The sequence below is a fragment of the Streptomyces sp. NPDC041814 genome (assembly GCF_055590565.1).
This window is the reverse complement of sequence record NZ_JBVJAM010000010.1, coordinates 164,085-187,345: the sequence shown is the minus strand read 5'-3', so window position 1 is coordinate 187,345 and position 23,261 is coordinate 164,085. Positions and strand designations below refer to the sequence as shown.

Genomic DNA, 23,261 nt, shown 5'->3' with positions numbered 1-23,261 from the left:
TTCGAGCGCGCTCGAAGGAGTTGGCTTGGGGTCCATGAAGTACACGCAGCTCGGACGCACCGGACTCAAAGTAAGCCGCCTCGTCCTGGGGACGATGAACTTCGGCCCCCAGACCAACGAGAGCGACAGTCACGACCTCATGGACGCCGCGCTGGACGCCGGCGTCAACTTCTTCGACACCGCGAACGTCTACGGCTGGGGCGAGAACAAGGGCCGCACCGAGGAGATCCTCGGCACCTGGTTCGCCAAGGGCGGCGACCGCCGCGACAAGGTCGTGCTCGCCACCAAGGTCTACGGCAACATGGGCGCCGACGGCGAGGCGTGGCCGAACCACGACAAGCTGTCCGCGGTCAACATCCGCCGGGCCGTCGACGCCAGCCTGAAGCGGCTCCAGACGGACCACATCGACCTGTACCAGTTCCACCACGTCGACCGGGACACCCCGATCGAGGAGATCTGGCAGGCCATCGACGTACTGATCCAGCAGGGCAAGATCCTGTACGCCGGTTCCTCGAACTTCTCCGGCTACAAGATCGCCCAGGCCAACGAGCGCGCCCGGCAGCGCGGCAGCTACGGCCTGGTCAGCGAGCAGTGCATCTACAACCTGATGGAGCGCGGCGCCGAGATGGAGGTCATCCCGGCCTCCCAGGAGTACGGCCTCGGCGTCATCCCGTGGTCGCCGCTGCACGGCGGCCTCCTCGGCGGCGCCCTCCGCAAGGAGCGCGAGGGCGGCGGCGCCCGCTCCACCTCCGGCCGCTCCGGCGACGCGCTGGCCGACCCGAAGGTGCGGGCGCAGATCCAGGCGTACGAGGACCTGCTCGACAAGCACGGCCTGGAGCCGGGTGAGGTGGGCCTCGCCTGGCTGCTGACCCGGCCCGGGATCACCGGCCCGATCTCCGGCCCGCGCACGCGGGAGCAGCTCGACTCGGCGCTGCGCGCGGTGGAGCTGGAGCTGTCGGCGGAGGTGCTGGACGCGCTGGAGGAGATCTTCCCCGGCCCGGGCCCGTCGCCGGAGAACTTCGCCTGGTAGCAGCCGGTCAGCCGAGCGCTGCCGCCACGGCGACGACGGCGAACATCAGTACGAGCACGGCCGCCATGATGCGGTTTCTGGTCTTCGGGTCCACCCGACGAGCGTAACCGCCCCGGCTTTCGTGAACGCGACGCGGCCCCGCCCCGGAGAACCGGGAGCGGGGCCGCGTAGTCGCGTGGTCACGTACGGGCTCAGCGGCTCACGCCGCCGTGGCCAGCTGCTCGCGCTGCACGAAGCGGACGTGCGGGCGGCCCGGGCGCAGGTCCACCTTGAGGCGCAGACCGCCGAGGCGGGCCAGGACCACCCCGATGCCGACCGCCGCCGCGAGGGACAGGGCGCCGCCGACCACCATGCCGGTGCGGGCGCCGTACGCGTCGCTGATCCAGCCGACGATCGGGGCGCCGACCGGCGTACCCCCGGCGAAGACCATCATGTACAGGCTCATCACCCGGCCGCGCATGGCCGGGTCGGACGCCATCTGGACGCTGGTGTTGGCGCTGATGTTGGTCGTCAGACCGATCATGCCGATCGGCACCAGCAGGACCGCGAAGACCCAGACGTTCGGCGCGAGCGCCGCGATGATCTCCAGCAGGCCGAACGCCGTACCGGCGGCGACCAGCATCCGCAGCCGCGAGGAGCGGCGGCGGGCGGCGAGCAGGGCACCGGCCAGGGAGCCCGCGGCCATGAGGATGTTGAAGAACGAGTACATCCCGGCGCCGCCGTGGAAGATCTCGTCCGCGAAGGCCGTCAGCCAGATCGGGAAGTTGAAGCCGAAGGTGCCGACGAAGCCGACCAGGACGATCGGCCAGATCAGCTCGGGGCGCCCGGAGACGTAGCGCAGCCCCTCACGGAGCTGGCCCTTCGCACGCGGCACGACCACGGACTTGTGGAGCTCGCTCGTCCGCATCATCATCAGGCCGACGAGCGGCGCGAGGAACGACAGGCCGTTGAACATGAAGGCCCAGCCGCTGCCGACCGTGGTGATCAGCACACCCGCGACGGCGGGACCGACGAGCCGGGCGGACTGGAAGTTCGCCGAGTTCAGGCTGACCGCGTTGCGCAGCTGCGCGGGGCCGACCATCTCGGAGACGAACGCCTGCCGGGCCGGGTTGTCGACCACGGTGACCATGCCGAGCAGGAACGCGATCAGATAGACGTGCCACACCTGGACCACACCGGAGAGCGTGAGCACGGCGAGCACGACACCGCAGGCGCCCAGGGCGGCCTGGCTGACGAGCAGGAGCTTGCGCTTCGGCAGCCGGTCGGCGATGACGCCGCCGTACAGGCCGAACAGCAGCATGGGGAGGAACTGGAGTGCCGTGGTGATGCCGACGGCGGCGGCGGACCCGGTGAGGCTCAGGACGAGCCAGTCCTGCGTGATGCGGGACATCCAGGTACCGGTGTTGGAGATCACGGCGCCCGTGGCGAACAGGCGGTAGTTGCGGATCTTCAGCGACGAGAAGGTCCCGCCGGTCTTGCTCTCGTGGGTGGAAGTCGGTGCGGGGGCGGAGTCTGCTCCGGATCCCGTACTCAAAAGGGTTCGCCTCCTCGGCGTGGACATCTTGCTGATCGACGGGACGGAGAGCGCGTCTCCTACAGGTGGGCGAGCTTCTCCAGCACGGGCGCCGCGTGGCGCAGCGTCTCCCACTCGTCCTCGTCCAGACCCTCGGCCAGCGTGGCCAGCCAGGCGTTCCGCTTCTTGCGGCTCTCGGCGAGCATGGCCTCGGCCTGCTCGGTCTGGCTGACCATCTTCTGACGACGGTCGTCGGGGTGCGGTTCCAGCCTGACCAGACCCTTCGATTCCAGCAACGCGACGATGCGGGTCATCGACGGCGGCTGCACATGCTCCTTGCGGGCCAGCTCACCCGGAGTGGCGGAACCACAACGGGCGAGCGTCCCGAGCACCGACATCTCGGTCGGGCTCAGCGACTCGTCGACGCGCTGGTGCTTCAGGCGCCGGCCGAGCAGCATGACGGCGGAACGGAGGGAGCTCACGGCGGCGGCACTGTCGCTGTCGTGGATCAGGTCAGGCATGTTTGTTAGCGTAACTCATTACCTACTCTAAAGACTACTTGTGTTACACGCGCGTAAGCGGGATCACGCCGGATCAACCCGACCGCTGTAGCCGGATCACCAATCGATCACCCAAACGAGTGAGCCAGCGGCGGAAAATCTCGCGCGGCGGGCCCGTGGGGCGTAACCCTGCTTGCCATGGGATCGACAGTGCTCAGCCTGCGCATAGACGGTGAGCTGCTCGACCGGCTCAAGCAGCATGCCGCAAAACGCGGAATGAGCGTCCAGGACTATGTGGTCCGGACGCTCATTCGCGACGACTTCGACGAGCGCTTCCAGGCGGCCGTCGAGGAGACGGAGAAGTTCTACGGGCCGGAGAAGCTCTGCCCGGCGGACGGCGTGCCGGCCGAGGAGTCGAACTGACCCCCGGGCCCGGCCCGCGCCCCGCTCCTACGTGAGGCCGAGCGCCGGCATCATGTAGTAGAAGACGAAGACCGCCGACACCACGTACATCGCGGCGGGCACCTCGCGGCCCCGGCCGGAGGCCAGGCGCAGCACGGTGAAGGCGATGAAGCCGATGCCGATGCCGTTGGTGATCGAGTACGTGAACGGCATCATGACCATGGCGAGGAACGCCGGGATCGCGAGCGTGAAGTCGCTCCAGTCGATGTCCCGCACCGAGCCCGCGATGATCAGGAAGCCCACCGCCAGCAGGGCGGGGGTCGCCGCCTGCGAGGGGACCATGGTCGCCAGCGGCGTGAGGAACAGCGCCACCGTGAACAGCAGGCCCGTGACGATGCTGGCCAGACCCGTGCGGGCCCCCTCGCCGACGCCCGCCGTGGACTCCACGAAGCAGGTCGAGGCGGAGGAGGAGCTCGCACCGCCCGCGGCGACCGCGACACCGTCCACGAAGAGCACCCGGTTGATGCCCGGGAAGTTGCCGTTGGGGTCCGTCAGCTTCGCCTCGTCGCCGACACCGAGGATGGTGCCCATCGCGTCGAAGAAGCAGGACAGCAGCACGGTGAAGACGAACAGGATGCCGGTCAGCACGCCGACCTTGTGGAAGCCGCCGAACAGGCTGAAGTGACCCAGCAGCCCGAAGTCCGGCGTTGCCACGGGATTGCCCGGCCACTCCGGCACGGTCAGCCCCCACGCCTCGCCCGGCAGGTCCGCGACCGCGTCGATGATCAGCGCGACCACGGTCATCGCCACGATGGAGATCAGGATCGCGCCCGGCACCTTGCGGACGATCAGGACCAGCGTGAGCAGCGCGCCCAGCACGAAGACCAGGACCGGCCAGCCGTTGAGGTGGCCGTCGGAGCCGAGCTGGAGCGGCACGGTGGTGTGCGCGGCGTCCGGGATGCGGGAGACGAAGCCCGAGTCGACCAGGCCGATGAGCAGGATGAACAGGCCGATACCGATCGCGATGCCCTTGCGCAGCGAGCCCGGTACGGCGTTCATCACGCGTTCCCGCAGCCCGGTCGCGACGAGCAGCATGACCACGATGCCCGCGAGGACCACCATGCCCATGGCGTCGGCCCAGCTCATCCGGGGGGCGAGCTGGAGGGCGACGACGGTGTTGACGCCGAGGCCCGCGGCCAGGGCGATCGGCACGTTGCCGATGACGCCCATGAGCAGCGTGGAGAACGCGGCGGTGAGCACGGTCGCGGTGACCAGCTGGCCGCCGTCGAGCTGGTGGCCGTACATGTCCTTCGCGCTGCCCAGGATGATCGGGTTCAGCACGATGATGTAGGCCATCGCGAAGAAGGTCGCGAATCCGCCGCGGATCTCGCGGGCGACCGAAGACCCCCGCTCGGAGATCTTGAAAAAGCCGTCCAGGCCGCCGGACGACGGGGAGGGCGGGGGCGGCGTGGCGTCGACCTTAGCGGTGGCCGAGGGGGACATGTATGACCTCAGTCAGGGTGCGTAGAGGGGTTCAAAAGTGGTCAGCTTTGGACTTTCACACGAATAATTCGAGCCAGCCGTAAGCAGATTCAGTATGAATACATAAGGCGAAGATCGCTATCTCCGCGCGTAGACCCTTGGGCCGACTGGCCCGACGATGCTTATATACGCGCCGCATACACTGGCCGCATGGCGAAGTGGACACCCAAGCACGAGGCGCCGGAGCCCCTGGAGGGCCCGGTCGTCGCGACCATCACCGGCGGCACGATCCTCTGGTTCGTCCTCTTCCTCGTCCAGATCCCGTTCTACAACTGGTTCGACGACCACGGCCACCTGTGGTGGGTGTGGACCTGCCTGGCCGGCGCGGGCCTCGGCCTGATCGGCATCTGGTACGTACGGGGGCGGGACGCGGCCCTCAAGCGCGCGGCCGCGGCGGGCGCGGCGCAGGACGACTGAGCCCGCGTACGACCACGGGACGATTCCCGTCCTCCCCCGGTCCGATCTTCGTACCTTCCGGCGGGTGCCCCGCTCGTTCCGCCCGTACCGTCGAACCATGACGCAGCGGGCATCCGAACTTTCCGGGGAGCGGCGCGGCGCTCCCGGACGCGGGCTGACGGCGGCCGAGGTCGCCGAGCGGATATCGAGGGGCGAGGTCAACGACGTACCGGTGCGGTCCTCGCGGTCGCTGACCGAGATCGTCCGGGCCAACGTCTTCACCCGGTTCAACCTGATCATCGGCGTGCTCTGGGTGATCATGCTGGCCGTCGCGCCGATCCAGGACAGCCTGTTCGGCTTCGTGATCATCGCCAACACCGGCATCGGCATCGTCCAGGAGTGGCGGGCCAAGAAGACGCTGGACAGCCTCGCGGTCGTCGGTGAGTCGAGACCCGTGGTCCGGCGCGACGGCCGGGCCGCCGAGATCCACACCTCCGAGATCGTCCTCGGCGACCTGGTCGAGCTGGGCCCCGGGGACAAGGTCGTCGTGGACGGCACCGTCGCCGAGGCGGACGGCCTGGAGGTGGACGAGTCCCTGCTCACCGGCGAGGCGGACCCGGTCCTCAAGAAGGCCGGCGACACGGTGATGTCCGGCAGCTTCGTCGTCGCCGGGGGCGGGGCGTTCACCGCGACGAAGGTGGGGCGCGAGGCGTACGCGGCGCAGCTCGCCGAGGAGGCGTCCCGCTTCACGCTCGTCCGGTCCGAGCTGCGCAGCGGCATCTCGACCATCCTGAAGTACATCACCTGGATGATGGTGCCGACCGCGACCGCCCTGGTGATCAGCCAGCTGGTGGTCAAGGAGCACAACTTCAAGGACTCCGTGGCCCGCACCGTCGGCGGGATCGTGCCGATGATCCCGGAGGGCCTGGTCCTGCTGACGTCGGTCGCCTTCGCGATCGGGGTCGTACGCCTGGGCCGCAAGCAGTGCCTGGTGCAGGAGCTGCCCGCCATCGAGGGCCTGGCCCGGGTCGACGTCGTCTGCCTGGACAAGACCGGCACGCTCACCGAGGGCGGCATGGACGTCACGGAGCTGCGTGCTCTGGGCGGTGCCGAGAAACCGTATCTGCGCCGCGTCCTGGGGGCCTTCGGCGCGTCCGAGCCCCGGCCGAACGCCAGTCTCCAGGCCATCATCGACGCCTACCCGGCCCCGGCGGAGGGCGGCTGGACGACCACCGGCACGCTGCCCTTCTCCTCCGCCCGCAAGTACAGCGGCGCCTCCTTCACCGAGGACGGCGGCGCCTCCTCTGCCTGGCTGCTCGGCGCGCCCGACGTGCTGCTCTCCGAGGACGACCCGGCGCTCGCGGAGGTCGGGCAGCTCAACGAGCAGGGCCTCCGGGTGCTGCTCCTGGCCCGGGCGCGGGGCGGGCTGGACGCGCCGGACGCGGCCGAGGGGGCGGAACCGGCCGCGCTCGTCGTGCTGGAACAGCGGCTGCGGCCCGACGCGGGGCGCACCCTCGCGTACTTCGGCGAACAGCGGGTCGCGACGAAGGTGATCTCCGGGGACAACGCGGTCTCGGTCGGCGCCGTGGCCGCGAAGCTCGGGATGGAGGGCGCGGAGCACCCCCAGGACGCGCGCCGGCTCCCCGAGGACAAGGACGAGATGGCCACCGCGATGGAGCAGAACGCGGTGTTCGGCCGGGTCACGCCGCAGCAGAAGCGGGAGATGGTCGCCGCGCTCCAGTCGCGCGGCCACACGGTCGCGATGACCGGCGACGGCGTCAACGACGTGCTCGCGCTGAAGGACGCCGACATCGGCGTCTCCATGGGCTCGGGCTCCGAGGCGACGCGCGCCGTCGCCCAGATCGTGCTGCTGAACAACAGCTTCGCGACCCTGCCGTCGGTGGTCGCCGAGGGCCGCCGCGTGATCGGCAACATCACCCGGGTCGCGACCCTGTTCCTGACGAAGACCGTGTACTCGGTGCTGCTGGCGGTCCTGGTGGTCTGCTTCCAGGTCGAGTACCCGTTCCTGCCCCGCCATCTGACCCTGCTGTCCACGCTGACGATCGGCGTCCCGGCGTTCTTCCTGGCGCTCGCCCCGAACAAGGAGCGCGCGCACCCGCACTTCGTACGCCGCGTGATGCGGTACGCGATCCCGTCCGGCGTCATCTGCGCCGCCGCGACCTTCGTGATGTACCTGATCGCCCGCCACCACTACTCCGGCACGGGCGCGCTCGACGCGGAGACGAGCGCGGCGACGCTGACGCTCTTCCTGGTCTCGATGTGGGTCCTGGCGATCATCGCCCGCCCGTACACCTGGTGGCGGATCTGCCTGGTGGCCGCGATGGGCCTGGCCTTCCTGATCGTGCTCGCGGTGCCGTGGCTCCAGGACTTCTTCGCGCTGAAGCTGGTGGGCAGCCAGATGCCGTGGACGGCGGTGGGCGTCGCGGTGGTGGCGTCGGTGGCGCTGGAGTACGTGTGGCGGCTGGTGGGCCGCCGCTTCGGAGGGTGAAACGGCGGCCCGGGACGGCCTACTTCACGTCGACGTAGTCACCCGTGGCGGTGGCCGCCGGGGTGGTGGACGTCCCCGCGAAGCTGTAGCGCCAGTAGCCGTCGACCGCGGCCTTCACGGTCGTCTTCGCGTCGCCCTTGTTGTTCGTCCTGACGGTCTTCACCGTGGTGTAGGTGCTGCTGCCCTTCTTGCGGAACTGCAGCTTCACCGGCTGGTTGGTGTACCCGTGGTACTTGAAGTCGTCCCAGTTGGCCCGGGACAGCCAGCCGGTGACGGTGAGGGTCCCGCCCTTCCTGACGGGCTCGGGCGAGGCGTTGACGGTCTGCTTCGACGCGCGCTGCACCAGGGTGGTGCCCAGGTTGTCCTGGACGACGAAGCCGATGTCGCCCGGGTCGACGTCCTCCGGGTCCTGGCCGTTGAGCGCGACCGCGTAGCCCACGGCCTTCCACTTCGTGGCGTCGGCGTTGCCGAACAGGTCGAACTCGGGGTAGACCGCGATGTTCCCCTTGCAGCTGGCGACCGTGGCGGAGACCGCCTTGCAGACAGGGGTGTCGTCGCCGTAGAACTCGTTGGCCGGGTTGTCGAACGACCCGCGGTAGAGCCCGACCTCCAGCATGAAGTCCTCGGCGAAGATGTTCACGTCGGCCGCGTGCGTGACGGTGAAGCTGGTCGGGACCCGCTTGGTGTACGTGGTCCCCACCACCAGCGGCTTGCCACCGTTGATCGTGAACTTGGAGAAGGTGAGGTCGAGCGGACCCGGCTCGGCCGCGGCCGCGGCGGAGCGGGCGCCGGTCTTGGCGCCGGAGGGCGCGGCGGCGGACTGCGCCGCGCGCGCCAGCTCGGCGGTGCTGCCGGTCGAACCGTGCGCGCCGTCGGCCTGGGCGGCCGACGGAAGGGCGAGAGCGGAAAGGGCCAGGGCGCCGCTGACAGCGGCCACGGTGGCACGTATGCGCATGTTCGTTCCCCAAGGTGGAGAAGGGGCCCGCCGCGACAGTCGTCGCGGGGGCCCGGTCGTCTGTGGAGCCTGGTGGCTCCACAGACGAGACGGCCCTCGCCTGTGAACGGTTGTGTGCGTCCTGCGACTTTTTCGTGAAGGCGCCCTTCCGGGCCGGTCAGTCGAACCAGCGGTCCCGGGCCAGTTCCCGTGTACGGGACGGGTCTTCGAGCAGCGCCGCCACCTCGAAGCGGCGCGGCCACTGGGCGGCGGCCCAGGCCAGGCCCGCCGCGACGCCCTCCAGGGTCGAGGCGTGCACCACCCCGTCCGGGGTGCGGCGCCAGTCGAGTTCCACGCCGCCCGCGCGGAGTTCGGCGTGTTCGATGTACGTCGCCGGGGTGGCGGGCCCCAGCAGGACACGGACGGACTCGGGCACGTCGTGCTCCTCGCCGTCGCTCGTGACCTCGGCCTCGACGCTCTCGCCGAGCCGCCGCACCTGGAACAGCTCGGCCAGTTCGGTCGCGTACGCCGGGGCGACGGGCAGCAGCGGCAGCCCCCCGGTGAGCGGCAGCAGGTCCGGCGCGTCCGCGATCACGGCGTCCGCCGCGTCCACCACCCGCACCTCGCCGTCCACGACCGCCCGCAGCTCGTCCGGCAGCGTGACCTGTTCCGGGTCGAGCGCGGACAACGCGGTGTACAGCGCGTGCAGTTGTACGGCGGTGACCGGACGGTCCCCGTCGGCGAGGCGGCCCAGGAGCTCGGCGGCCCCGCCCGGCTCGTCCAGGAGGGCGGCGACCGACGTCCGTACGCCCAGGGCGCGCAGCACCTCGGCGTCCTCGAAGCCGGTCGCGTCGGCGGAGTCGTACAGCCCCGCGAGCAGGGCGTCCCCGCCGTGGGTGCGCAGGCCCGCCGGGCGGCGGCCGTCCAGCACCGGGTGGCCGCGCAGCCACCAGGCGGTGTACGGACGCACGGACTCCGTGGTGCCGTCCGGGAGCAGCACCCGGACCGGCTGGGTGAGCGCGTCCCGCAGCGGCGGCCGGGCCAGCATCGCGAGGGCCTGCGGCCAGGCGTCGTCGTCCACCAGGTCCAGATCCCGTACGGCCACGAGCTCGGTCGCGACCGGCGGGACCGGACTGTCCGGCAGCTGATCGAGGATGTCCTCGCACCAGACGTCCACCGCGTCGAGCAGCCCGGCGTCGTCCGGCTCCGCGAAGTCGCTGTCGCGCGGCTCCAGTTCGTCCGGGTCCAGGACGACGTCGGTGGCCCGTACGAGGGCGAAGGTGGCGAGCACCCCGCAGGCGGTCAGCGGCTGTTCGCCCCAGCGCTCGGCCAGCTCCGCGTCGCACAGGGCGAGTTCGCCCTCGCGCATGACCCCGGCGAACGGGCTGTCCGGCAGCACGAGTTCCCCGGCGGGGGCGGGTTCGCCGTCCTCGTCGGGCAGCGCGAGCGCGCCGAGCCAGGGCTCCTCGCCCGGCTCCAGGGCGGCGTCGCGGACCAGAGTGAGCACGGTCTCGGCCAGCTCGTCGGCGTCGAGCGCGTCCTCGTCCCAGATCTCGCCCGCGTCCAGCGACCCGGCGACGGCCGCCCGCACCTGCGGAGTCGTCAGCACGGCGCGCGGCGTGGCGGGCAGGGCCCCCAGCTTCTCCAGGAGCGGGTGCGCGGCGTCCGGGTGCGCGACCTTGAGCCCGAGCCGCCCGAGGCGGTCCAGGACGGCACCGGACAGCGCGTCGGGGAGCGGGAGGAGGACCTGGCGGGGGCCGATGGTCGTACGGGGCAGCGCGGGCGCCTCGGGGTCGCCGCCCGCCAGGGGCACCGGGAGCCCCGAGAGGCGGTCCGGGTCCACCCCGGCCAGGCTGTCGTAGAGCCGCCGCCACCAGGCCGGTTCGCGCTCCAGGCCCGCCAGGCGGTCGATCGCCTCGGTCAGCGGGACGCGGGCGACGCCCAGCGTGCGCAGCTCCACGCGCCGTTCGAGGCCCGCGGGCAGCAGGCACGGCAGCACCTCCGCCAGCACGGCGACCGTCGCCGCACCGGCCCCCTCCACCACCTCGGCCTCGACGGGGCGCAGCCCGACGGTGTCCTTGTCCTTCCGGAGCCCATCGTCCCAGTCCTCCCAGCGCTCCGGTTCACGCGGAGCGGCGGGCTCCAGGAACGCGACGCGCGGCAGCCGCTCCAGGACCGCCCCGCGCAGCGCGCCGTCCAGCACGCCCTGCCCGAGCGGCCCCGGGACCAGGCCGATCGTCGCGACGGACACCGGCTCCCAGTCGCCGAGCAGCTCCGCGTACGCGTCGGCGGCGCGCTGCACCAGGAAGTCGGTGAGCGGTCCGGGGGCGGGGTGCCGGCGGGTGGTGTCCAGCGGCAGCGACGCGATGAGCAGCGCGGGCAGCCCGAGCGGTTCGTCGGTGGGCGTCGGCGCGTGCACGACGGGTGCGGTACGGGGGTGGACCGGGGCGCCGTCCGCGTCCACCGGGACGGCCCAGGTCACCGACCAGTGCGGGCGGAGGCGTTCCTCCAGCGGGCGGTCGGCGAGCAGGGCGGGCTCGATGGGGCCGTGGTGGACGGCGGTGCGCCAGCGGTTCGTACCGTGCGCGGAGTCCTCGATGTGGGTGTACGGGCCGTGCTGGGAGCGGCGGAGCGTGCGTACGCCCTCCGGGGTCTCCACGACGACCTCTTCCAGGCCGGTCAGCGTGAGGAGCAGGGCGTCGTCCACGGCGGCCAGCAGCCGTTCGACCAGGTCCTCGGCGACGCCGTCGCGCAGGGGCAGCACGACCACGGTGTCGTAGCCGTCGGGTGCGGTGCCCTCGGCGGGCAGGGGGAGGCGCAGCAGGGGCACGTGGCCGTCGCGGCGGCGCAGCTCGTCGCCCAGGCCGGGGCTGCCGACGGCGGCCTCCCGGGCGAGCTCGCGGGCCTCCGCGAGGGACCAGCGGACGCCGCCGTGCCGGCCCGTGACCGCCGGCTCGTCGCTCACCGCGAGCACGGCGGCGAACCCGACGCCGAACCGGCCCACGGCGCCCTCGTGCCCCTCGCGCTTCGCGGACGCGCGCAGCGTGGACAGCGATTCGACGCCGGTGGCGTCCAGGGGTGCGCCGGTGTTCGCGGCGGCGAGGACGGCGGGGGTGCCGTCCCCCGCGGGGTGCAGCGTGAGCCTGAGGCGGCCCGGGGTCCCGGCCCTGGCCGCGGCGTCGGCGGCGTTCTGGGCCAGCTCGACCACGAGGCGGTCGCGGTAGCCGCCGAGCGCGAGGTCCTCCTCGGCGTTGGCGTCCTCCCGGAACCGGGCGGGCCCGGCGCCCCAGGCGGCCAGCACGCCACGCCGCAGCCGCGCGGTGCCGAACGGATCGCCCTCCGTCGCGATGGTGCCCATGGGGTACTCCCTCTGCCGGTGCGGTGTCGCGTACCCCGCGAAGTTACCGGGTACTGCCCGGGCCCTCCGACTCAACGCCCCCCGGGGTGCGCGCTCCCCACCTCAAGGGTTCCGTCCTCAATCGCCGGACGGGCTGGCTTTCCGCGGAGTCCCGAAGGACGGCACCAGCCCTCTCAAGCCCGTCCGGCGATTGAGGACGGAACCGGTGCGCCGGAGGGACCCGAGGCCGCAGGGGCTACGCGTGGCCCGGGTCCTCCGGCGGAGCCGCCTCGTGCAACGGATACTCATCCACCCGCACCGTGTCCAGCGCATGAGCCGCCGCCGCAGGCGGCTTCGGCATGACCGCCGCCTCCGAGTGCCCGCCGCACCCGTACGACAGCGACACGACGTGCCCGTCCGCCGGGCCGAACTCGTTCGCGCACACCCCGAACGCCTGCCGCAGCGAGCCCGCCAGCGGCACCAGGAACGCACAGGACACGCACGACGCCGGCGCGGCCTGCGCCATCGGGGTCTTCGGGCCGAACTCCTCGTCCCAGCGGTCCGCCGCCGAGTGCAGCCCGTAACGCGACAGCACCCGCGCCCGTCGCATGCCCAGCTCGTCCGCCAGCGCCGCGATCGACCCGCGCGCGGCCGGATCCGGGCGCGTCGTCAGCTCTGCGTCCTCGACATCCACCAGGTCGGCCAGCCCATCCGTGGCCGGCGCGTTCGGCAGCGGCTCGTCCGCCCCCGTGTACCCGGGTTCGAGGCGCAGGTCGTCCGCCTCGGTCGGCAGCAGGTCCCCGGGGCCCATGTCCCCCGGCCGCAGCCGCTCGCTCCACGGCACCCACTCCGGCGCGAGCAGCGCGTCGGAGCCCGGCAGCAGCACGGTCTCGTCGAGCGTCACGTTCTTCGCGCGGGAGGCCCGGGCGACCGTCACGGCCCAGCGCCAGCCCCGGTAGCCGGGGTCCTTGCACTCGAAGTAGTGCGTGACGACCCGGTCCCCCTCGGAGACCACCGCCACATGTTCACCCACGATCCCCGGCGCGGCCGCCTCCTCCGCCGCCGTGCGGGCGAGGTCTACCGCCTCGGCGCACAGACGGTCGGGAGCGGGGGTACGGGCGGTACGGGCCGTACGGCCTCGCGTCGTCGCAGCACTCACAGGTCTCGCTTCTCTCCTACGCCAGTCTCACGAGCGCGCCAGCACATCGACCATCGATTCCGGCCATACGGTCGCGGACGGAGCGGACCTGAGGGCCGCGTCGACGTCCACACCCGCTGAGCCAACCTCGGGCACGCCTTCCGCTATCCATTCTGAGGGATCGCCGAGAGGCGCGCGGCCGAGAACAACCGCCGGTGGCGCGCTACGCACGCTACCCTCTCCGCCGCTCCCCGCCCACCTGCCGTCCGAAACGGCGCCGTATCCGTCCCCGCGCCGACCCCTCGCACGGCCCTGCCGAAGGCCCCCGCGCACGACCGTTCCGGCGCCTCCGCCGCGTCGCGTGCCCCGCCCCGTCACTGACCCGACGGGGCGGTCCCGATCGCGCCCGGCCAGGATGCCGGTTCGCATTGCCCGGTCCTGGGGCACTATGACCAAGTGGCTTCAGCCAGGTCGCACGACGGTCCCGGCCCGCTCCGCAGTGCGGGCCGGTCGATCGGTCATGCCCTGCGCGTCCCCTTCACCGGCACCGCCCGTGGCATCCGCAGGGCGACCCACGCGCACGGCGCCGGCGAGAGCGGCCTCGGCAAGCTGATCGAACTGCACGCGGTGAACGGCGCGGGCGATGTGATGATCACCGTCGCGCTCGCGTCCACCGTGTTCTTCTCCGTACCGACCGACCAGGCGCGCGGCCGGGTCGCGCTGTACCTCGCGGTGACGATGGCCCCGTTCATCCTGCTGGCCCCGGTCATCGGCCCGCTCCTGGACCACCTGCCGCACGGCCGCCGGGCCGCGATGGCCGGATCCATGCTGGCGCGGGCGGTGCTGGCGCTGACCATGTCGGGCGCGGTCGCCACCGGCGACCTGGAGCTGTACCCGGCGGCGCTCGGCGTACTGGTCTGCTCGAAGGCGTACGGAGTGGTGCGCAGCGCCGTCGTGCCGCGCCTGCTGCCACCGAAGTTCTCGCTGGTGAAGGCCAACTCCCGGGTGACCCTCGCCGGGCTGCTGGCCACCGGGGCCGCCGCGCCCGTCGGGGCCGGGCTGCAGACGATCGGCCCGCAGTGGCCGCTGTACGGGGCGTGCGCGATCTTCGTCGGCGGCGGCATCCTGGCGTTCACGCTGCCGCCCAAGGTGGACTCGGCGAAGGGCGAGCGCCGGGCGCAGCTCGTACCGCCGCACGGCGAGGGCACGCCACGCCCGGAGCCGTCGCGGTCGTCCACGACGAAGGCCGGGGCCGCCGGAACGGGGACCAAGGCGGGAGCCAAGGGCCGCGAGCGGCGGCCGGGGCTGCGCTCCGTGGGCCCGTCCGTGCTGCACGGCCTCCAGGCCAACGCGGCGCACCGCGCGCTCTCCGGGTTCCTGATCTTCTTCCTGGCGTTCCTGCTGCGCGAGCACCCGCTCGCCGGTCAGAGCGCCGCGATCTCGCTGGGCATCGTCGGCGTGGCGGCGGGCGTGGGCAACGCGCTGGGCACGGCGGTGGGCTCCTGGCTGCGGGCGCGCGGCCCGGAGGTCATCGTCGCCTCTGTGCTGGGCCTGGCCCTGGGAATGGCGGTCCTGGCGGCGGTCTTCTTCTCGACGGTCATGGTCGCCGCGCTCGCCGCGACGGCGGGCCTCACGCAGGCGCTGTCGAAGCTGTCGCTGGACGCGATGATCCAGCGGGACGTGCCGGAGGAGGTGCGGACCTCCGCGTTCGCCCGCTCCGAGACGCTGCTCCAGATGGCCTGGGTGGTGGGCGGCGCGATCGGCATCGCCCTCCCCCTCAACGGCGTACTGGGCATGTCCGTGGCCGCCGGGCTGCTGGCGCTGGGTGCTGCCGCCTCCGTACGGGGGCTGCTGGGTGCCGCGCGGCGCGGCTCGCCGCACCCCCGCGTGGCGTGAGCGGGAGCGACCGATAGCCTTCGGCCCATGACCGTTGCGTTCTTCTCCGGTAAGGGCCGTCGAATCGGCGTCGCTCTTGGTGCCGTGTCCGCGGGACTTCTCGTCCTCTCCGCCTGCGACAAGCCGACGCCGCTCGCCACCGTGACGGTCGGCGACAACTCGGTGAGCTCCGAGGCCGTCTGCTACAACGACGGCAAGGCGCTCAAGAACTCCGAGGCGCAGAAGTGCCTCAACAAGGAGGCCGAGAAGTCCATCAAGGTCTCGATGACCGACACGGTGCACTTCGGCGTCGACCCGGAGATCGCGGACAACGGCTGGACCCTCTTCCTCGACGGTCAGCGCGGCGAGCCGGAGCCCTCCAAGAAGACCTACCGGTCCATCAACGGCAGCGCCTTCTTCTCCACCCAGACCGAGGGGGCCGCGCCCAAGAACTCCCAGGTCAGCATCGTGGAGACCAAGGGCGCGAAGGTGATCGGCATCTGGCACTTCAAGCTGGAGAAGACCGACTGACGTGGCAGTACTCGTCGTGACCGCGGTCCCGGTGGAACGGGACGCGGTCACGCGTGCGTACGGGGACGAGCCGACGGTCCACCGCACGCGCGGCGCGGAGATCCACCGCACCGGCCCGCTGGACGTGCTCGCGGGCGGTGTGGGCCCGGCCGCGGCGGCGGCGTCGACGGCGTTCGCGCTGGCCGCGGACCGCTACGACCTGGTCGTCTCGGCGGGCATCGGCGGCGGCTTCGCCCCGGTCGCCCCGGTCGGTTCGCTGGCCGTGTCCCGCCGCATCGGCGCGGCGGACCTGGGCGCCGGGACGCCGGACGGCTTCGTGCCGGTGACCGACCTCGGCTTCGGCCGCACCTGGCACATCCCGCCCCCCGCCCTCGTGCGCGCCGCCGCCGGGGCGACCGGGGCGACGGCCGGCGACATCCTGACCGTCTCCACCGTCACCGGCACGGCGGACCGGACCGCCGCCCTGCTGGCCGCCCACCCGCACGCGGTCGCCGAGGCCATGGAGGGCTTCGGGGTCGCGGAGGCGGCGGACCTGGCCGGCGTACCGGTCCTGGAGATCAGGGCCGTGTCGAACACCGTCGGCCCGCGCGACCGCGACGCCTGGCGCATCGGCGACGCGCTGACCGCGCTGACCGAGGCGTTCGGGAAGCTCATACCCGTACTGGAAGGCTGGACCCGCCATGACCGAGACGAACCCGCAGGCTGACGCGCTGCGCATCGCCTTCTCGCCCTGCCCGAACGACACGTTCGTCTTCGACGCCTGGGCGCACGGCAGGGTCCCCGGCGCACCGGCGCTGGACGTCACGTTCGCGGACATCGACATCACCAACGGCATGGCCGAGCGCGGCGAGCTGGACGTGCTCAAGGTGTCGTACGCGGTGCTGCCCTGGGTCCTGGAGGAGTACGCGCTGCTGCCGTGCGGCGGCGCGCTGGGCCGGGGCTGCGGCCCGCTCGTCCTGACCCGCGAGGCGGGCACGGACCTGACCGGGAAGACGGTCGCCGTACCGAGCGAGCGCTCGACCGCCTACCTCCTGTTCCGGCTCTGGGCCGCCGAGGTGGTGCCGGGCGGGGTGGGCGAGATCGTCGTCATGCCCTTCGACGAGATCATGCCCGCCGTCCGGGACGGCAAGGTGGACGCCGGACTGGTCATCCACGAGGCGCGCTTCACGTACCAGAACTACGGCCTGCACAACCTGGCCGACATGGGCCGGCACTGGGAGGACACCACCGGCCTGCCGATCCCGCTCGGCGCGATCATCGCCAAGCGCTCGCTGGGCGCGGACACGCTGAAGCTGCTCGCCGAGTCCGTACGCACGTCGGTCCGCATGGCCTGGGACGACCCCGAGGCGTCCCGCCCGTACGTCACGGCCCACGCCCAGGAAATGGACCCGTCCGTCGCGGACCAGCACATCGGCCTGTACGTGAACGAGTTCACCGCGGACCTGGGCGAGGACGGCTACGCCGCGATCCGCGGCCTGCTGACCCGCGCGGCGGCGGAGGGCCTGGTCCCGGCACTGGCACCGGACGCGCTGTCGTTCGTCTGACGGGGCCCTGAGCAGACCTGGTCGGCCGCTCTCTTCGACCTGGGGTGCCCGAGCTTCCTGATCAGCTCGACCTGGTAGCAGGCCGTCGTCTCCTTGAGGTCGTCGGGGCGCCCGTAGCGCGCGTGCGTGGAATAGGTCACGACCGTGGCCCCGCCCTCCTCGGACAGGCCGACGACCTCGATGGTCACGCCGTCCGGCCGGGGCACGGTGGCGAGCCGGGCCTCGGTGAGCGGGCCGCCGCTGAGGGCTTCGTAGAGCCGGGCGTCGTACTCCATCGCGCCCCGATCCATGCGGTAACCGGCCTGTCGCTCGTTCGTGGTGCCGGGCGGTGGCGGCTCGGGGAGCGTCGCCATCACCCACACGAAGCCGATGACGACAACGGCCGCGAGGGTCCCGCCGCAGCCGGCGATGGCACGGTAGGTCGCGGACTGACGCGGCGGGGAACAGCCGGCGCTCATAGCGGTCCTTCTGCGCATCAGGGGGTGGCCCCCGCGCGTTGCGGAGGTCACCCCCTGATGCCGGTTCGGAGGGCGGGAGCCCTCGGGGTCAGTACTTCGCCTCGGTCAGAGCCTGCTGGAAGGCCAGGGCGTAGCGGGAGGTGCCGGTGTTGGTGGGGTGGTAGCTCTCCATGCTGGGGCAGATCAGTGCGCCCGGGCAGGAGAAGTCGCCCAGTACCCCGTCGGCGGGACCTGCGACGAAGTCGTTGATGCCCGAGGGGTTGTCACACATCCGGTAGCCGTCGAACGCGTCGTCGGGAGAATGGAAGGTCACCGGGACCCCGTTCGCCTTGGCGGTGTCGACGGCGCTCTGCTGCCTGTCCCTCATGTCGTTCGCCCAGCCGTTGATCAGGACCTGGGCACCCGTCGTCATCACACTGGTGCAGGTGAGGCTGTTCGGGTTGAACAGCCTCGGGTACCCGAGAAGAATGATCTTGGCGTACTTCGCCTCCCTGTGGATGTGCGCGAGGATGTCCGGCAGATTGGTCATGGCGTCCTTGAGATGCTGCTGGACGGTGGCGTCGTCCGGGCAGCCCACGAGAGGGTTGCCGCAGTCCCCCACGGTGGCCCCGAATTTGGCGTCGTTCCCGCCCAGGGTGAGGGCCACCAGCGTGGTGTCATCGTTGAGGAAGCCCGAGTCCAGCTGGGCCACCTCCCCGTAGCGCCCGAGCGAGCCCGGCTGACCGGCTCCCCCGGTGGCGTAGGCGGGATCCACATCGTAGGTAAAGGCCCCGCTGCACGCCACGGAGTGGAAGTCCAGGGTCTTGTCCAGGGCGTCCGCGCGGCCCCCCACCGAGGTGGGCGAGCTGGGCAGGACCGCCTTGCGCGCCCAGGAGTTGCGGCTCCGCATGCAGGCGTTCCAGTTGTGCCCGGGCGAGCTCTGGCTGCCGATGGAGGCGTACGGGCCCGTGACCGTCCCGTAGTCGTACGCGCCCGCGCCGGTGCCCGAGGAGTAGGAGTCGCCTAGCTGCACGACGAAGTCCTTGGGCTTGGCCGGAAGCGGCTGGAAGGCGACGGCGTCCCAGGTGATGTCCTCGTCCGCCGTGCCGTCGGGCGCGTAGTTGCTCAGCGAGACGCTCTGGGTGCCCGATGCGGAGGAGAAGTTGAAGACGCCGAGGCTGACCCAGGTGTTCTCCTGCACGTGCACGTTGATGATGCGGTTCTGCGGATCACCCGCGCCCGCGTCGATGGTGTAGACCGCGTCCTGCGTCTGGGAGCCCGTGTCAGGCAGATGGACCATGACGCGGGTCCAGCCGTCGATCGGCTGGTTCAGCTTCCAGGTGCCGGTGATCGCCATGGGCCCGCTGACGTCCGGGGCCTCGGAGAGGTCGTCCCAGTGCGAGTTGCGGGCGCCGGTATAGGCGTCGCGGGTATGGGCGTACCAGAAGTGGTCACCGAAGCCTCCGCCGATCTGGTGGAGGTCCCCCTTGGCCTCGTAGTGGTTGTCCGAGTCCGCCTCGAACGGGCTGAACTTGAAGGTCCCCTTGTTGGACCAGGCCGCCTTGGAGCAGCCGTCCGTCATCGTGGGGACGTCGTTGGGCACGTTGTCCACGACCAGGGCACCGGCGGGCACCGAGTTGTTGCACATGTGCCCGGCCCCGTTGTTGCCGTTGGGCAGCTCCGACCTGAGGGTCTTGTACGTCATGTACTCGTGGCCGCAGCTGGTGGGGCAGTTGACCTTCCAGGTGGTCTGGGTCGCGTGGTACCAGTGCGGCGGGTCGCACGTCGGGCCGAGGTGGTCGACCTCGCAGCGCGGCGGGTTGGCCGGGTCGCAGTCGTTCACCAGCGGATCGCAGAAGGTGTCGAGACCCGGCTTGACGGTGGAGCGGTCGTTGTCGGTGCTCCACCAGGCGGGCGAGTATCCGGCGGTGTTGCTGTCGTCCACCACGCCGTCGGAGCCGTAGGCGCGCCCGGTGTCCATCGGCCAGGCGCCCCAGCCGAGCACCTTCTCCTCGTACGACCACTTCTGCGGGTGCGCGGCGTCGGCGTAGGTGTTGTTGTCCAGGAAGGCGTGCCGGTCCGGCGGGTAGAGCGGGTTCGACGGGTTGTTGAGGTAGCCGAGGCCCCACGGCTCGGTCGGGCCGCCGCCCGGGACGTAGAAGTTGAACCCCGAGTTGTAGTTCCACAGTGCGGCGAACCAGTTCTCCGGCGCGGCGGGGTCGTCCGTGTTCAGCTTGAGGGTGGTCGAGGCGTTGTCGGTGTGGATCTCGTTCCACTTGTCCGAGAGCGTCCTCGCCGCCACTGCGATGTTGGACGTGTAGTCCAGGGCGATGGCCTTCTGCTCGGCGGCCGTGAACTCACCGATGCCCCCGGTCTTCATGCCGTCGGTCTGCTGGCCGATGCCGTAGCCGCAGTCCGCCTCGTCCCAGTCGATCCGCCAGTGGTCCGCGGGGGTGGCCGGGTCGTACGGGTGGCCGTAGAAGCCGTTGGTGCTCGCCAGGGTGGAGCTGGTCTGGCCCGGCAGCGCACCGCCCTCGGCCTGCCACATGTTCGACTCCTGGGCCACCACGCCGAGCAGGACCTGGGCGGGGATGCGGCCCCCGTTCGTCCCGTTCAGCGTCGGCAGCGGGAACATGCCCTGCGGGTTGACCGTGCCGAGCCCGTTGGCCGTGCGCCAGCCGCCCTGCCGGACGTACCCGCTGGTGAGCGCTCCGCGTACGGCCATGTCGACGGCCCACTCGACCTGGTTGGGCGTCGGCTGGTACGCCTGCTGCTTGGGGTCGTTCCGGGGCTGCGAGCAGGACCGGTCGTTGTCGATGGTGGTGTTGGGGTCCCCGGCCACGGTCGCCGCCAGGGTGGTGCTCCCGGCCTCGGCCGCCGCGGTGCTCTTGGCGGCGCCGGTCTTGGCGGTCGTGCCCTTGGCGGTGGCCGTCAGGGCCGGGGACGCCTTCTTGCCCTGAGCGGCGGCGCGCTCCGCCTCCAGGCCGGTGGCCGCGGCCGCGGGGACCGTGAAGGAGATCTTCTTCGAGGTCTCCGGGACCTCGGTCTTGATCTGGAGGGGTGAGGGCGCGTTCCACCCCGTCGCCGCCAGCGGGCTGGACACGTGGCTGCGCAGGCTGGCCGCGACCGCCTGGTCGACGGCGAGCGCGCCCGTGGAGGAGACCTTCGCGTCGGCCGGCACCTTCAGATGCCGTACCGGGGCGGGCAGGTCGCTCGTGGAGGTGGGCGTGCCGGTGAGGAAGACCCGTCCGGCGGTGCCGGCCTCCAGGCCCAGCTTGCCCGTGCCGCCCTGCGCGAAGGTGGCGGTGCGGCCGTCCAGCGAGCGGCGCGCCCGCACCGTGTCGCCCTTGCGGTCCAGGAAGTTGACGCCGCCCTCGGCGTCGGCCCGCAGCTCGAAGGCGGGCCCCGAGGTGGTGGCGAGCTGGGTCCTGCGGTCCTGGCGGTCGAACCGGATCAGCCGGCCCGCGGCGGCACCGACGATGGAGTCGCCGACCGGGACCGCCGAGGTGACCTGGACGCTCTCGGTCCGCTTCCCGGTGACGGTTCCCGTGACCGTGTCGACGGTCAGCAGCCGGGTGCGGTTCTGGTCGTCGTCGCCGAGCTGCGTCAGTACGGCGGTCTCGCCGGTGCCGCAGCCGGGGTTGAAGTACCCGAGGGTGACCGTGTCGGGGAGCTTGGTGACCTCGCCGTTCGTCAGATCGACGACCGCCGCGAAGGCGCCCCGCTCCATCAGTTCCGGCTTGTTGGTGAACTCCCGGGGGGCGTACACCACGACGGCCCGCTTGCCGGACCCGGTGACACACGAGTTCCCGATCCACAGAGCGGTGCCGAACCCGGGCTCCGAGAGCGTGGCCACGGTGCGCCACTGGTACGCCTGCTTGCTGTCGGCGGCGAGGACATGGAGGCCCGCCCCGTCACCGGCGACCGTGACCGCGCGGTCCGCGGACTTCTTCCACGCCTTCGGCAGGTCCTTCTCGGGGGCCAGCACCTTGGACGACTGGTCCTGGCGCTGCTTCTGCGGGCCGGTGCTCTCCGCCGCCGTGGCGCCCCCGTGGGACGGACCGGCCCATGCCTGTCCTCCCTGGATGAGCCCCGCCGCGACGACGGCCATGGCGACCATCGCGCAGGGGATACGCGTTCTCTTCCTGACTCTCAAGGATTCTCCAAGTTTGCATATGAGCCTGGCAAAAAAACATGCCCTCGACATGACCGCCGCGGCATGTACGAGCTCGGCGGCCACCCCGCCCGGTAGCCACCAAAAAGAGGCCCGGGCAGGGTGGGGACTTATTGGCGCGAGGTACCCTTCAGGACCGCGCCATTCTTTTTCCACTTCCTGCTGGACGGAAGTCCATTACCTTTGAATTCTGCGGATAAATTCTCACCCGGCACGATCGGCCACACATTCACCCGCCGGACTGCATACGCCTGGGGAACGGCCGATCAATTCTGCGGGACCGGGCGCCGACCAGGGGTGCCACACCCCTTGCCGCCACGCCGGGGCGACCGGCCATGGCGACCGTGATTCCACAGGTCGAACGAGGAAATTCCACGGGCCCCCTTATGAATCGGCACGGCCGTCACCCGACACCGATAACTCCCCGTAAACTCCTGCCGCCAACCGCACGGAGCATGTCGTAAATACGTCAACCGGGATGCGTATTGGGGCATCTTGGGGTGATTCACGGGGGCTGACCGGCCTCCCCGAGTGCGCTAACTTGGTCCACGCCACAGACTTAGCGATCCCCGGGGGGGGAAATGAGTAAGTCGGACAAAGGTAGCGGAGTCAACGAAAGAGAGCTAAGGCTCCTGCAACTCCTGTATTCCGGATATGAGGACGCCCGGGCAGCGCGCGCCCTGGGCCTGAGTCACCGCACCGTGCAGCGTGATGTGAAAGGGCTGATGCTCAAGGTCGGCGTGAACAGCAGGCTGGCGCTCGGCGCTCGGGCGCAGGAACTCGGCTGGCTCGACCGGCCCCGTGGGAGCGGTGAGGGCCGGCACCCCGGAGCGCCGTGGGAACAGGAGGCGGCCGACCGGAGTGCCGCCTAGCTGAAAAGCGGGCGCCGGGCCGGGGGCGGACACACAAGTGGGCGCCCCCGGCCGGGGGCGCCCACCTCGCGATGCGTCGCGGCTACACGTCGAGCTGGTCCGCGACCGCTCTCAGCAGACCGGCGATCTTGGTGCCCGCGGCCTTGTCGGGGTAGCGGCCGCGCTCCAGCATGGGCGTGATGTTCTCCAGGACGGTCGTCAGGTCCTGGACGATCGACGCCAGCTCGTCCGGCTTGCGGCGCTGTGCGGCCGCGACGGACGGGGTCGGGTCGAGGATCGTCACGGAAAGCGCCTGGTCACCCCGCTGTCCGGCGACCACGCCGAATTCGACGCGCTGACCGGGCTTGAGAGCGTCGACTCCGGCCGGGAGCACGGACGAGTGCACGAAGACGTCGCTGCCGTCGTCGCGGGAGAGGAAGCCGAAGCCCTTCTCACTGTTGAACCACTTGACCTTGCCAGTCGGCAAAGCACGCACCCCATCTCAACCCGTATGCCGGAACGAATGCCCTCAGCAGGTCAGGCCGTCC

Annotated in this window: 18 protein-coding genes; 9 read left to right on the top strand and 9 right to left on the bottom strand. The window is 71.4% G+C overall.

From position 1 onward, the window contains the following. Positions 1-34: 34 nt before the first annotated feature. The gene (locus ACZ6C6_RS25025) at positions 35-1,030 is read left to right on the top strand and encodes an aldo/keto reductase (protein WP_018101512.1); all 996 of its coding nucleotides are present in this window, start codon (positions 35-37) and stop codon (positions 1,028-1,030) included. Positions 1,031-1,229: 199 nt separating this feature from the next. Here the strand turns inward: ACZ6C6_RS25025 and ACZ6C6_RS25020 are convergent, their stop codons facing one another. Both ACZ6C6_RS25020 and ACZ6C6_RS25015 read right to left on the bottom strand, forming a co-directional pair. Next, complete coding sequence (locus tag ACZ6C6_RS25020) at positions 1,230-2,564, bottom strand: MFS transporter (RefSeq protein WP_469205484.1); 1,335 nt, start codon at positions 2,562-2,564, stop codon at positions 1,230-1,232. Positions 2,565-2,623: 59 nt separating this feature from the next. Then, positions 2,624-3,064, bottom strand: coding sequence for a MarR family winged helix-turn-helix transcriptional regulator (locus ACZ6C6_RS25015; protein ID WP_469205483.1), 441 nt, complete (start codon positions 3,062-3,064; stop codon positions 2,624-2,626). A 177-nt stretch (positions 3,065-3,241) separates the two neighbouring features. On the opposite strand from ACZ6C6_RS25015, the gene ACZ6C6_RS25010 reads away from it, so the two are divergent. Then, positions 3,242-3,466 (top strand): hypothetical protein, encoded by a 225-nt coding sequence (locus tag ACZ6C6_RS25010; protein ID WP_469205482.1) that lies wholly within the window; start codon positions 3,242-3,244, stop codon positions 3,464-3,466. A 27-nt stretch (positions 3,467-3,493) separates the two neighbouring features. Here ACZ6C6_RS25010 and ACZ6C6_RS25005 read toward each other — a convergent pair whose 3' ends face one another. After that, the gene (locus tag ACZ6C6_RS25005) at positions 3,494-4,948 is read right to left on the bottom strand and encodes an NCS2 family permease (protein ID WP_469205481.1); all 1,455 of its coding nucleotides are present in this window, start codon (positions 4,946-4,948) and stop codon (positions 3,494-3,496) included. Positions 4,949-5,137: 189 nt separating this feature from the next. Between ACZ6C6_RS25005 and ACZ6C6_RS25000 the strand changes: the two genes are divergently transcribed. Together ACZ6C6_RS25000 and ACZ6C6_RS24995 are read left to right on the top strand one after the other, a co-directional pair. Next, positions 5,138-5,404, top strand: a complete 267-nt coding sequence (locus tag ACZ6C6_RS25000) for a DUF2530 domain-containing protein (RefSeq protein WP_469205480.1) — start codon at positions 5,138-5,140, stop codon at positions 5,402-5,404. Between the two features lie 97 nt (positions 5,405-5,501). Continuing rightward, entirely contained in the window at positions 5,502-7,892 is a 2,391-nt protein-coding gene (locus tag ACZ6C6_RS24995) for an HAD-IC family P-type ATPase (protein WP_469205479.1), read from the top strand. 19 nt (positions 7,893-7,911) lie between these two features. Here ACZ6C6_RS24995 and ACZ6C6_RS24990 read toward each other — a convergent pair whose 3' ends face one another. From ACZ6C6_RS24990 to ACZ6C6_RS24980, 3 genes are all read right to left on the bottom strand, one after another. Then, positions 7,912-8,847 (bottom strand): hypothetical protein, encoded by a 936-nt coding sequence (locus ACZ6C6_RS24990; RefSeq protein ID WP_469205478.1) that lies wholly within the window; start codon positions 8,845-8,847, stop codon positions 7,912-7,914. Between the two features lie 157 nt (positions 8,848-9,004). Beyond that, positions 9,005-12,184, bottom strand: a complete 3,180-nt coding sequence (locus ACZ6C6_RS24985; protein WP_469205477.1) for a sacsin N-terminal ATP-binding-like domain-containing protein — start codon at positions 12,182-12,184, stop codon at positions 9,005-9,007. A 235-nt stretch (positions 12,185-12,419) separates the two neighbouring features. Continuing rightward, positions 12,420-13,322 carry a DUF3027 domain-containing protein gene (locus tag ACZ6C6_RS24980; protein ID WP_469205476.1) on the bottom strand — a complete coding sequence of 301 codons (903 nt, stop codon included), beginning with the start codon at positions 13,320-13,322 and terminating at the stop codon, positions 12,420-12,422. 435 nt (positions 13,323-13,757) lie between these two features. On the opposite strand from ACZ6C6_RS24980, the gene ACZ6C6_RS24975 reads away from it, so the two are divergent. From ACZ6C6_RS24975 to ACZ6C6_RS24960, 4 genes are read left to right on the top strand one after another with little or no spacing between them, the layout of a single operon-like run. Beyond that, a complete protein-coding gene (locus tag ACZ6C6_RS24975; protein WP_469205475.1) occupies positions 13,758-15,197 on the top strand; it encodes an MFS transporter in 1,440 nt (479 codons plus the stop codon). Between the two features lie 27 nt (positions 15,198-15,224). Next, positions 15,225-15,707, top strand: a complete 483-nt coding sequence (locus ACZ6C6_RS24970; protein WP_469205474.1) for a DUF2771 domain-containing protein — start codon at positions 15,225-15,227, stop codon at positions 15,705-15,707. 1 nt (position 15,708) lies between these two features. Further along, on the top strand, positions 15,709-16,413 hold the full coding sequence (locus ACZ6C6_RS24965; protein ID WP_469205473.1) for a futalosine hydrolase: 705 nt from the start codon (positions 15,709-15,711) through the stop codon (positions 16,411-16,413). Further along, a complete protein-coding gene (locus ACZ6C6_RS24960) occupies positions 16,388-17,251 on the top strand; it encodes a 1,4-dihydroxy-6-naphthoate synthase (RefSeq protein WP_469205472.1) in 864 nt (287 codons plus the stop codon). Before ACZ6C6_RS24965 ends, ACZ6C6_RS24960 begins: the two co-directional genes overlap by 26 nt. On the opposite strand, the gene ACZ6C6_RS24955 is transcribed toward ACZ6C6_RS24960, so the two are convergent. Together ACZ6C6_RS24955 and ACZ6C6_RS24950 are read right to left on the bottom strand one after the other, a co-directional pair. Then, on the bottom strand, positions 17,164-17,709 hold the full coding sequence (locus ACZ6C6_RS24955) for a hypothetical protein (RefSeq protein ID WP_469205471.1): 546 nt from the start codon (positions 17,707-17,709) through the stop codon (positions 17,164-17,166). The genes ACZ6C6_RS24960 and ACZ6C6_RS24955 overlap by 88 nt on opposite strands. Positions 17,710-17,797: 88 nt before the next feature. After that, entirely contained in the window at positions 17,798-21,808 is a 4,011-nt protein-coding gene (locus tag ACZ6C6_RS24950; protein WP_469205470.1) for a golvesin C-terminal-like domain-containing protein, read from the bottom strand. Between the two features lie 635 nt (positions 21,809-22,443). On the opposite strand from ACZ6C6_RS24950, the gene ACZ6C6_RS24945 reads away from it, so the two are divergent. Next, positions 22,444-22,734: a LuxR C-terminal-related transcriptional regulator gene (locus ACZ6C6_RS24945; RefSeq protein ID WP_469205469.1), complete on the top strand. Its 291-nt coding sequence runs from the start codon at positions 22,444-22,446 to the stop codon at positions 22,732-22,734. A gap of 82 nt (positions 22,735-22,816) precedes the next feature. Here the strand turns inward: ACZ6C6_RS24945 and ACZ6C6_RS24940 are convergent, their stop codons facing one another. Beyond that, the gene (locus ACZ6C6_RS24940) at positions 22,817-23,200 is read right to left on the bottom strand and encodes a cold-shock protein (RefSeq protein ID WP_365679099.1); all 384 of its coding nucleotides are present in this window, start codon (positions 23,198-23,200) and stop codon (positions 22,817-22,819) included. Between the last annotated feature and the right edge of the window lie 61 nt (positions 23,201-23,261).

What these genes read in the sequence shown, in the direction of transcription:
- ACZ6C6_RS25025 (WP_018101512.1), top strand. Translation starts at nt 35, where the DNA reads ATGAAGTACACGCAGCTCGGACGCACCGGACTCAAAGTAAGCCGCCTC.
- ACZ6C6_RS25015 (WP_469205483.1), bottom strand. Translation starts at nt 3,064, where the DNA reads ATGCCTGACCTGATCCACGACAGCGACAGTGCCGCCGCCGTGAGCTCC.
- ACZ6C6_RS25010 (WP_469205482.1), top strand. Translation starts at nt 3,242, where the DNA reads ATGGGATCGACAGTGCTCAGCCTGCGCATAGACGGTGAGCTGCTCGAC.
- ACZ6C6_RS25005 (WP_469205481.1), bottom strand. Translation starts at nt 4,948, where the DNA reads ATGTCCCCCTCGGCCACCGCTAAGGTCGACGCCACGCCGCCCCCGCCC.
- ACZ6C6_RS25000 (WP_469205480.1), top strand. Translation starts at nt 5,138, where the DNA reads ATGGCGAAGTGGACACCCAAGCACGAGGCGCCGGAGCCCCTGGAGGGC.
- ACZ6C6_RS24995 (WP_469205479.1), top strand. Translation starts at nt 5,502, where the DNA reads ATGACGCAGCGGGCATCCGAACTTTCCGGGGAGCGGCGCGGCGCTCCC.
- ACZ6C6_RS24990 (WP_469205478.1), bottom strand. Translation starts at nt 8,847, where the DNA reads ATGCGCATACGTGCCACCGTGGCCGCTGTCAGCGGCGCCCTGGCCCTT.
- ACZ6C6_RS24985 (WP_469205477.1), bottom strand. Translation starts at nt 12,184, where the DNA reads ATGGGCACCATCGCGACGGAGGGCGATCCGTTCGGCACCGCGCGGCTG.
- ACZ6C6_RS24970 (WP_469205474.1), top strand. Translation starts at nt 15,225, where the DNA reads ATGACCGTTGCGTTCTTCTCCGGTAAGGGCCGTCGAATCGGCGTCGCT.
- ACZ6C6_RS24960 (WP_469205472.1), top strand. Translation starts at nt 16,388, where the DNA reads ATGACCGAGACGAACCCGCAGGCTGACGCGCTGCGCATCGCCTTCTCG.
- ACZ6C6_RS24955 (WP_469205471.1), bottom strand. Translation starts at nt 17,709, where the DNA reads ATGAGCGCCGGCTGTTCCCCGCCGCGTCAGTCCGCGACCTACCGTGCC.
- ACZ6C6_RS24950 (WP_469205470.1), bottom strand. Translation starts at nt 21,808, where the DNA reads ATGGTCGCCATGGCCGTCGTCGCGGCGGGGCTCATCCAGGGAGGACAG.
- ACZ6C6_RS24945 (WP_469205469.1), top strand. Translation starts at nt 22,444, where the DNA reads ATGAGTAAGTCGGACAAAGGTAGCGGAGTCAACGAAAGAGAGCTAAGG.